At 62.5% G+C, this 9,462-nt stretch carries 10 protein-coding genes; 7 read left to right on the forward strand and 3 right to left on the reverse strand.

The genetic code is table 11. The features are described from left to right. Positions 1 to 40: 40 nt before the first annotated feature. The gene (locus QZ564_RS07925; RefSeq protein ID WP_297107417.1) at positions 41 to 460 is read right to left on the reverse strand and encodes a response regulator; all 420 of its coding nucleotides are present in this window, start codon (positions 458 to 460) and stop codon (positions 41 to 43) included. 480 nt (positions 461 to 940) lie between these two features. Here QZ564_RS07925 and QZ564_RS07930 point away from each other — a divergent pair, with 480 nt between their 5' ends. The 7 genes from QZ564_RS07930 to QZ564_RS07960 all read left to right on the forward strand — a co-directional run bounded on the left by QZ564_RS07930 (position 941) and on the right by QZ564_RS07960 (position 6,777). Next, positions 941 to 1,207 (forward strand): hypothetical protein, encoded by a 267-nt coding sequence (locus QZ564_RS07930; protein ID WP_297107421.1) that lies wholly within the window; start codon positions 941 to 943, stop codon positions 1,205 to 1,207. 96 nt (positions 1,208 to 1,303) lie between these two features. Next, a complete protein-coding gene (hisS, locus tag QZ564_RS07935; protein ID WP_297107424.1) occupies positions 1,304 to 2,827 on the forward strand; it encodes a histidine--tRNA ligase in 1,524 nt (507 codons plus the stop codon). Further along, positions 2,824 to 3,888, forward strand: a complete 1,065-nt coding sequence (locus QZ564_RS07940) for an ATP phosphoribosyltransferase regulatory subunit (protein ID WP_297107427.1) — start codon at positions 2,824 to 2,826, stop codon at positions 3,886 to 3,888. Before hisS ends, QZ564_RS07940 begins: the two co-directional genes overlap by 4 nt. Beyond that, complete coding sequence (gene hisG, locus QZ564_RS07945; RefSeq protein WP_297107430.1) at positions 3,885 to 4,580, forward strand: ATP phosphoribosyltransferase; 696 nt, start codon at positions 3,885 to 3,887, stop codon at positions 4,578 to 4,580. The genes QZ564_RS07940 and hisG overlap by 4 nt, the downstream gene beginning before the upstream one ends. 21 nt (positions 4,581 to 4,601) lie before the next feature. Beyond that, positions 4,602 to 4,736, forward strand: a complete 135-nt coding sequence (locus QZ564_RS07950; RefSeq protein WP_297107434.1) for a hypothetical protein — start codon at positions 4,602 to 4,604, stop codon at positions 4,734 to 4,736. Between the two features lie 65 nt (positions 4,737 to 4,801). Next, positions 4,802 to 6,019 (forward strand): glycosyltransferase, encoded by a 1,218-nt coding sequence (locus QZ564_RS07955; protein ID WP_297107437.1) that lies wholly within the window; start codon positions 4,802 to 4,804, stop codon positions 6,017 to 6,019. 8 nt (positions 6,020 to 6,027) lie between these two features. Beyond that, positions 6,028 to 6,777: a TSUP family transporter gene (locus tag QZ564_RS07960; RefSeq protein WP_297107440.1), complete on the forward strand. Its 750-nt coding sequence runs from the start codon at positions 6,028 to 6,030 to the stop codon at positions 6,775 to 6,777. A 4-nt stretch (positions 6,778 to 6,781) separates the two neighbouring features. Here the strand turns inward: QZ564_RS07960 and QZ564_RS07965 are convergent, their stop codons facing one another. Then, positions 6,782 to 7,624, reverse strand: coding sequence for an SEL1-like repeat protein (locus tag QZ564_RS07965; RefSeq protein WP_297107442.1), 843 nt, complete (start codon positions 7,622 to 7,624; stop codon positions 6,782 to 6,784). Positions 7,625 to 7,788: 164 nt separating this feature from the next. After that, positions 7,789 to 9,429 (reverse strand): chaperonin GroEL, encoded by a 1,641-nt coding sequence (groL, locus tag QZ564_RS07970; RefSeq protein WP_297107445.1) that lies wholly within the window; start codon positions 9,427 to 9,429, stop codon positions 7,789 to 7,791. Positions 9,430 to 9,462 lie beyond the last annotated feature (33 nt).

The following is a 9,462-nucleotide window of genomic DNA, read 5'->3' on the forward strand; positions in this document are numbered from 1 at the left end:
GAAAGGCTAACAATGCGTTAGCGTCTTGTGGTGCAACGGGTTAGAGAAACACCGAGTCGTCGACCATCTCGCCCGGCGGCAGCACCCGTCGCATCGCCATTCCCAACTGGTCGGTCGTGAAGGGTTTGGGCAGGATTTCGTTGACGCCCAGCTGCCGGGCGCGCGTCAAATTGTCTTGCGACGGATAGGCCGTCATCAGGATGACCGGCGTGGCCGAGGGCGCGCCGAACCGTTTGTCGCGCAATACCTGCATGATGCCGGCGCCATTGATGTCGGGCATGTACCAGTCCATCAATACGAAATGAAAGGGCGCGTTTATCAGGGTCAAGATGGCCTCGGCGCCCCCATCGGCCTCTTCCACCACGCCCACCCCGAGCTTTTTCAGCCCCATCGCACAGATGGCCCTGGCATAGGTGTTGTCATCCACCACTAGCGCTCGCAACTGTCCCGGAATGATCATGCCGCCTCGTCCCTCAACGCTGCGCCGACGCATCGCCACCCGGGCGATTGATAGAGTGCGTCGAAGTCTTGATAGCGGTTTGCTGGATAGCAGGCAGCGCCGTGGTGTCAATGCGGGTGATTGCGTGGCCGCGCGGCCACCGTGTCCGGTTTGCAACACTTCTCACAGGCATGCGACAGACTGACACATCCGCGCTTGCGGCTCACGGGTTCGTGAGCTAACGAAATAGCCGTCTGCAAAGCCAGCCGAGGGAGGCGTTACATGCATAACACTGTTGCCCGCCACTCGGGGCCAAATTGCCTTCACTACGGCCGAAAGTAATCTCGACCCATTGACGGCACCCTCGGCCGCATAGCGGCTCGCGGACATCCCCACTCCTCAAACCTGAATTGCTGAAACCGGGTCGTATTGCGTCCGGAATCCGCACTTCAACCTTCCTTCTCCATCAGAGGCCGGCGGAGCTTTCCGCCGGAAACAGCAATGTCTTTGAACGTGCTCAACGAGCGCAGCGTGGTGCTGCGTCTCGAATTCTCCATCGCCGATGCTGTCCAGCAGCGGGGTCTGATCCCGGTCATCGGGGCCGCGATCCGTGCCTGGTGGGACCAGTGGCCGGTGCGCTACCCGGAAGTCCCCGACTATCTGCGTGAAGATGTCGGCCTGCCGCCTGCCGACGAATATCGGAACCTGTTTACCGCGCCCGCGCAGCAGTGGCAGTTCCGACCGCCGGACCAGGAAAACAGCAGATGAAGAAGCGGCAGCCGGGGCGCGTCCCCGGCTGCCATAGTGCCATTGTCTCTGCGGCCCTGATCGTCTAACAACGGGCCGACTTTCCAGGGCGAAGAAATGACCGAAAAGACCAAGCTCATCACGCCCCGCCTGCCGCGCGGGTTTGAAGATCGCACGCCGGGCGAAATCGCCGCTGTCGGTGCCATGATCGACAAGATCAAGCAGGTGTATGAGCGCTATGGCTTCGACCCCGTCGAAACGCCGCTCTTTGAATATACCGAAACGCTTGGCAAATTCCTGCCCGATACCGACCGGCCCAATGCCGGCGTCTTTTCCCTGCAGGACGATGACGAGCAGTGGATGAGCCTGCGCTACGACCTCACCGCGCCGCTCGCCCGCTTCTTTGCCGAAAATTTCGAGACCCTGCCCAAGCCCTACCGGTCCTACCGGCAGGGCTATGTCTTCCGCAACGAAAAGCCCGGCCCCGGCCGCTTCCGCCAGTTCATGCAGTTCGACGCCGATACGGTCGGCGCCCCCGGCCCGGAAGCGGACGCCGAAATGTGCATGATGATGGCTGATGTGATGGACGCGCTGGGCCTGGCGGGCAAGTACGTCGTCCGCGTCAATAACCGCAAGGTGTTGGATGGCGTGCTTGACGCGATCGGTCTGGCAGACGATCCAACACGCCGCTTGGTGGTGATGCGGGCAATCGACAAGTTGGATCGCCTAGGGCCTGAGGGCGTCAAGCTCCTCTTGGGTGCAGGTCGAAAGGACGAAAGCGGCGACTATACAGAGGGCGCGGGTCTCGACGATGAACAATCCGCATTCATCCTTGGTGTCTTGCATTCAAGCATAGCCGGAGAACGCAACGTCGAGCGCATCGGTGGGCCTAAGGGTGGTGAAGCTTTGCGGCCAAACGTTCGTTTCCCTCTCAACAGCTATCTGGAACGCGTGAGTTCATCATTCACCGATGGACTAGCCGAGCTCAGCAGGATGGCCACTCTGTTTCTGTCTAGTGGCTACTTCCCCGACCGCATTAAGATCGACCCCTCCGTCGTGCGCGGCCTCGAATATTACACCGGCCCGGTTTTCGAGATTGAACTCACCTTCAAGGTGCAGAACGAAAAGGGCCAGGATGTGGTCTTCGGCTCGGTCGGTGGCGGTGGTCGCTACGATGGCCTTGTCTCCCGCTTCCGCCGCGAACCGGTGCCCGCCACCGGGTTTTCCATCGGCGTCTCGCGCCTCGCCAATGCGCTCAAATTGACTGGCAATCTCGGCACCACCGAGCCCGCCGGTCCGGTCGTTGTGCTCGTCATGGACAAGGCCGAAACCGCCCGCTACCAGGCCATGGTCTCCGAACTGCGCCAGGCCGGCATCCGCGCCGAAATGTTCCTTGGTTCCACCAAGAATTTCGGCAAGCAGGTCGCCTATGCCGACAAGCGCAATTCGCCCATCGTCATTATCGAGGGCAGCCAGGAGCGCGAGCAGGGCATCCTGCAGGTCAAAGACCTCATTGCCGGCAAACAGGCCGCCCAGGCCATCACCGATAATGCCGAATGGAAGGCCGCCCGCCCCGGCCAGTTCGAGATCAAGCGCGAAGATCTGGTTTCGGCGGTCAAGAAGCTGCTGAGCGAGCAATGACCAACGCCGCCTATCGCCGCAGCCAGCTCGAATCCCTCGTCGAGGCCCAGGGCGGTTGCCGCGCCAGCCCGCCGCTGCTTCTGAGCGCCGATCCCTATTTCGACCTTGCCGGCGAGGAATTCGGCCGCCGCCTGTTGCTAACCACTGATGTCACCGGGGCCGAATATTGCCTCCGCCCCGATTTCACTCTCCCCATCGTGGCCGACTACATCGCCAATGGGACAGGGGAGCCGGCGGCATTTTCCTATCTCGGCCCGATTTTCCGCCAGCGCGACACCGGCCCCGCCGAGTTCGATCAGGCCGGCATCGAACTCCTGGCCCAGCCCGATGGCGACATAGCTCTTGACCAGGTGCTGACCTTTGCCCGTGCCGCGCTCTCGATTTACGGCATCACGCCACAGGTCACGCTCGGCGGCGTCGGCCTGTTCGAAGCCCTTCTCGCCCAGGCGGATATGCCTGAGCCCTGGCGCCCGCGCATTCGCCATCGTTTCGGCCATACCGAGGCCATGGATCGCCTGCTGGCCCGTCTCGAACAGGCGCCCGATCTGCCGCGCAGCGAACAGCCTGACCGGGACGAACTGATCGAGGACATCACCGCCCGCATGGTCTCAGCCGGCCTTAGTCTCTCGGATGGCCGCACCCCCGATGAGATTGCCGATCGTTTTCTCGAACAGCAGGCTCTGGATGCAGCGCATGTGCCGGCGGCGACGCTCAGGCTGCTGCGCGAGTTTCTCGCCATCAAGGGCGGCGCGCTTTCTGCCCTGCGCCAGGTCGAGGCACTAGCCGAGAAACATCGCCTGTTCCTGGGGCCTCCCATGAAGGCGATCCGCCGGCATCTCGATGGCCTGGGTGAGGCGCGCGTCACCTTCGACGCAAGTTTCTCGCCGCGCCTCGACTACTATACCGGCATCGTCTTTGAAATGCGCGGGCAGGGGGGCACTGTGCTCGCCTCTGGTGGTCAGTACGACCGCCTGCTCGAACGGCTCGGCGCGAAGGCGCCAATCGCGGCCTCCGGCTGCGCGCTCTGGGTCGACCGCTTGGAAGCGGAGTGGCCGAAATGACAGCCATCACCCTCGCCGTACCCTCAAAGGGGCGCCTGGAAGAGCTGACCCGGGACTGGTTCGCCCATCGCGGATTGACCATCACCCGCCCCGGCGGCGCCCGCTCCTATCTCGGCGCCATCGAAGGCCTGCCCGATGTGACCGTGCGCTTCTTTCCGGCCTCCGAGATTGCGCGCGAACTCATTCGCGGCAATATCGACCTCGGGGTCACGGGACGCGACCTCATTCATGAGACCAGCGAGGCCGGGCCCGGTTCCGTCGAGTTTGTTCGTAACCTCGATTTCGGCCATGCGGACGTGGTAATTGCCGTGCCGGAAGCCTGGATCGACGTTACTCACATGCACGATCTGGCCGATGTCGCGTCCGACTTCCGGTCGCGTCACGGCCGCTGGCTGCGCATCGCCACCAAATACATCACCATCACTCGGCAGCATTTCGCCAAGGCCGGCATTGCCGAATACCGCATCGTGGAAAGTCTCGGCGCCACCGAGGCTGCACCGGCCTCCGGTGTGGCGGACATCGTCGTTGACATTACCTCGACTGGCTCGACCTTGGCAGCCAACGGCCTGCGCGTGCTGGAGGATGGCGTCATGCTCAGAAGCGAGGCCAATCTGATTGTCTCGCGCACCGCGGACTGGACCCCTGAGCGCCGCCAGACGCTGGATGCTCTCATGACGCAGTTGGGCGACTGATCGATGGAGTTGGCACTGGTCATGCTTCTGGTCGTTTGTGGCGCCGGCGCCATTGCTTACGCCGGCTTTGCCAGGCGCCGAGCCGCACCCGCCGAAAGTGCAGATCAGCAGGATTCAGCAGCACCGGAGGGCGGTGATGACAGTGCCGGTGACTGAGTCTGCCCATTGCTTATGACGCCCAAATCACGGCACAAACGCTCAAGCGACAGGCAGGGGGCGTCGTGGCTGAAACTCTCGAACTGACTATTCTCATGCCCTGCCTCAATGAGGCAGAAACGCTGGCCACCTGCATAGAGAAGGCCAAAAGCTACCTTGCCCGCTCCGGCGTCGTCGGCGAGGTGCTCATTGCCGACAATGGGTCTACCGACGGGTCCCAGGCTATCGCTGAAGCTCACGGCGCGCGCGTCATCAATGCCGAGCAACGCGGCTATGGCGCCGCTCTGGGTGCCGGGATTGCGGCGGCTCGTGGTCGCTTCATTATCATGGGCGACGCGGACGACAGCTACGACTTCGCCAATCTCGATGCCTTCATGCAGGCGCTGCGGTCCGGAGCGCAGCTGGTTATCGGCAATCGATTCGCTGGCGGCATAGCGCCTGGCGCCATGCCTTGGCACCACCGCTATGTCGGCAATCCGGTGCTGAGCTTTCTCGGGCGCCTGTTCTTCAAGACACCGATCCGCGACTTTCACTGCGGGCTGCGCGGCTTCTCGCGCGAGGCCATTACGGATCTCAACCTCCGCACCACCGGCATGGAGTTCGCCTCCGAAATGGTGGTCAAGGCTACCCTGGCGCGACTGGACATCCGCGAGGTGCCTACCACGCTCCGCCCAGACGGCCGGTCGCGCCCGCCGCATCTGCGCTCCTTCCGCGATGGGTGGCGCCATTTGCGCTTCCTGCTGCTTTTCTCGCCACGCTGGCTCTTTCTCTATCCGGGCCTGGCACTGTTGATTGTCGGAATGGTGGTCGGCGCCATGCTGCTGCGCGGGCCGGTCCAGGTCGGCCCCGTATCCTTCAGCGTCCATACCCTGCTGGTTGCAGCGCTCTGCGTCATCATGGGTACGCAGTCGATTGCCTTTGCCATTATCGGGCGGCGCTTTGCCTCCCGCTATGGCTTCATTCCGCGCTCAGGGGTCTACGACAAGGCACTGGAAGCTCTCACGCTGGAGCGCTTGCTGCTATTTGCCATCGTCCTGCTTGCCGGCGGGCTTGCCGCCATGGGCTGGGGCTTCTGGGAATGGGCCAAGCGCGACTTTGGACCTCTCACATCCACGGCAACCCTGCGGGCGGTCATTCTGGCGATGACGGCCCTGGTCACCGGCTTTCAGTTGATGATGAGTGCCTTCATGTCCTCAATGATTAATATTCCCATCTACGAACGGCGGCTCGCTGACCAGATCGTCCCCGACGACCATTTCCGGCGCCGCACCGACCAGTCCTGACACGCACCATGCTCGATCCGCTTGTTCTCCTCGCCCTGATGGGGGTCGGCATGCTGGCCGGCTTCGTCGATGCCATTGCCGGCGGCGGCGGCATGATTGCCCTGCCAGCCTTGCTCTCGGCGGGGCTGCCACCCGTCGCGGCCCTGGCAACCAACAAGATGCAGTCGATTGTCGGGACGGCCATGGCCGCCACGACCTATTGGCGCCGGGGCTTTGTCAATCTGCCCGCGCTTTTGCCGGCCATTGCCATGACCTTCGCCGGCAGCCTGCTGGGCGCGCTGACTGTCAGCCAGATTGACACCAGCCTTCTCAATGTCGCGGTGCCCGTCGCGCTTATTGCCATTGCGCTCTATTTCTTGTTTGCCCCCAAGCTTTCCGATGCGGACAAGACCGCGCGTCTGTCCTTTGGCCCATTCGTGCCGCTGCTCGGCTTTGCTATCGGCTTTTACGACGGTGTTTTCGGGCCGGGGACAGGCTCATTTTTCACCATCGGCTTCGTTCTGCTCTTCGGCCTGGGAGTTACCCGTGCCACCGGCAGCACCAAGGCGCTCAACGTCACCTCGAACCTGGCGGCGCTCGCTATCTTCATTCCGCAGGGTCAGGTGGTCTGGGCGGCGGCCATCGCCATGGCCATCGGGCAGCTCATTGGTGGCTATGTCGGCGCGCGAACCGGCATCCGCTATGGCGTCAAGGTCATCCGGCCGCTGGTGGTCTTCGTCTCCATCGCCATGGCGGTGAAGCTGCTCGTCTTCCCCTGACGCGTCAGAGGGCGCTGCCAAAAGCGGCTTCAATGGCCCGCATTGTCTGCGGCCCGAAGCTGCCGTCGATCTTTCCAGAGTAGAAGCCGTCGCGCAGCAGCAGCTCCTGCACCCGCCGACGGAAGTTCGGCGAGGTATCGGCGGTGCGGATCTCCTTGAATTCTTCTAGAGCGACATCGAGCCCGTTGATGAGGGCCAGGTAGGCTAGCTCGCCGGCCTTGTGCGTATCCATGGCGACGCCATCGCCATACAGATACCGCAGCGCGAGCGACCAGTGTCCGTCCGCTACACCCAGGTCGGACGCGCGTTGGAACCAGGCCGCCGCTTCCGCTGGATCCTTGGCGACGCCTTCGCCGCCCAGATACATTTCGCCGATGGCAAAATTGGCGTAGTGGTGCCCGGCATCGACCGCGCGACGCAACCATTCAAGCGCCAGGGCAGGGTCTTTGGGTACGCCGTCACCATACCGGTACATGCTGCCCACATTGTTCATCGCTGCTGGAAACCCGGCATCGGCCGAACGCTTGTACCATTGGAAGGCCTCTGCATAGTCCTGGGCCACATATTCGCCGCGGTCATACATCCAGCCGACACGATTCATCCCGTAGGCGTCTCCGGCATCGGCGGCTTGCTTGTAGAGCTCGAAGGCCCGCTGAAAGTCCTGTCGCTGCCCATTCTCGGCATAGTAGGCGTCATCGGCCTCATCCAAGATCGCGTCGATATCCTGTGTGCTCGGCTCGCTCTGTTCCGGCTGCGGCGACTTGACCTTGGTCTTCTGCGCATAGGCTCCGCCGCCTGCCGAAACGGACAGGGCCAGCACCGTCAGAACCAGGACCAAAATGCGCATTTCTTCCCCCGCGAAACAGCCACCGGCAAGGATGGCGCGGACATGGCGACGGAGTCAAATCCACTTTTGCGGAGCAGCAAAAAGCCCCGGTGTTTCCACCGGGGCTTTCTACGAAGTTCGTGACTGGGAAGAGACGAACCTCGAAGCTCATTGGTTCGGATGGATTAGAAATCCATGCCGCCCATGCCGCCCATGCCGCCGCCACCCGGCATTGCGGGAGCGGCTTCCTTTGGGGCCTCGACAACGGTGGCCTCGGTGGTGATCAGCAGGGAAGCAACCGAAGCGGCGTCTTCCAGAGCCGTGCGAACCACCTTCACCGGGTCGATAACGCCCAGTGTCACCAGGTCGCCATATTCGCCGGTTGCGGCGTTGTAGCCATAGGAGGCTGCAGAGTTCTCGAGGATCTTGCCAACGACGACCGAGCCTTCGGCACCGGCATTGTTGGCAATGCAGCGGACGGGCTCCTGCAGGGCACGGCGCACGATCGAGATACCGGCTTCCTGGTCGGCATTGATGCCCTTGGCCTTGATGGCGGCAGCAGCGCGGAGCAGGGCAACGCCACCACCCGGAACGATGCCTTCTTCAACGGCGGCGCGGGTTGCATTGAGCGCGTCATCGACGCGGTCCTTGCGCTCCTTGACTTCCACTTCGGTCGAACCGCCTACGCGGATCACGGCAACGCCACCGGCCAGCTTGGCCAGACGTTCCTGCAGCTTCTCGCGGTCGTAGTCTGAGGTGGTTTCCTCGATCTGGGCCTTGATCTGGCCAACGCGGGCCTGGATGTCGTCGGCGGTGCCGGCGCCATCAACGATGGTGGTGTTTTCCTTGGTGATCTCGACGCGCTTGGCAGTGCCGAGCATGTCCAGGGTCACGTTCTCGAGCTTGATGCCAAGATCTTCGGAGATCACTTGGCCGCCGGTCAGGACAGCGATGTCTTCCAGCATGGCCTTGCGGCGGTCACCAAAGCCTGGCGCCTTGACGGCAGCGACCTTGAGGCCGGCGCGCAGGCGGTTGACGACCAGGGTCGGCAGGGCTTCGCCATCGACGTCTTCGGCGATGATCAGCAGCGGACGCTGGGACTGAACGACAGCTTCCAGGATCGGCAGAATGGCCTGCAGGTTGGAGAGCTTCTTTTCGTGCAGCAGGATGTACGGGTCTTCCAGGGTCGCGGTCATCTTTTCCGTGTTGGTCACGAAATAGGGCGACAGGTAACCACGATCGAACTGCATGCCCTCAACAACATCGAGCTCGGTCTCGGCGGTCTTGGCCTCCTCGACGGTGATCACGCCCTCGTTGCCGACCTTCTGCATGGCTTCGGCGATCATGTCCCCGATGGACGATTCACCATTGGCCGAAATCGTGCCGACCTGAGCAACTTCGGATGAGGAAGTGATGCCCTTGGCCGAACCCTTCAGGCTCTCCACGACATCGGCAACAGCCAGGTCAATGCCGCGCTTGAGGTCCATCGGGTTGAAGCCGGCGGCGACGGCCTTGACGCCTTCGACGACGATGGCCTGGCCCAGAACGGTCGCGGTGGTGGTGCCGTCGCCGGCAACATCATTGGTCTTGGACGCGACCGAGCGCAGCAACTGGGCGCCCAGGTTTTCGAACTTGTCTTCCAGTTCGATTTCCTTGGCAACCGAAACACCGTCCTTAGTGATGCGCGGGGCACCGAACGACTTTTCGATAACGACGTTACGACCCTTGGGGCCGAGGGTGACCTTCACCGCATTGGCGAGGACGTTGACGCCGCGCAGCATCTTTTCGCGGGCGTCGGTCGAGAATTTGACTTCCTTGGCGGCCATTTATGGCTCCTTGAGAATATCTGTTGAGTGGGA

Origin of the sequence: uncultured Devosia sp., from assembly GCF_913055165.1 — a bacterium.
In the GTDB taxonomy this organism is placed as follows: Bacteria; Pseudomonadota; Alphaproteobacteria; order Rhizobiales; family Devosiaceae; genus Devosia.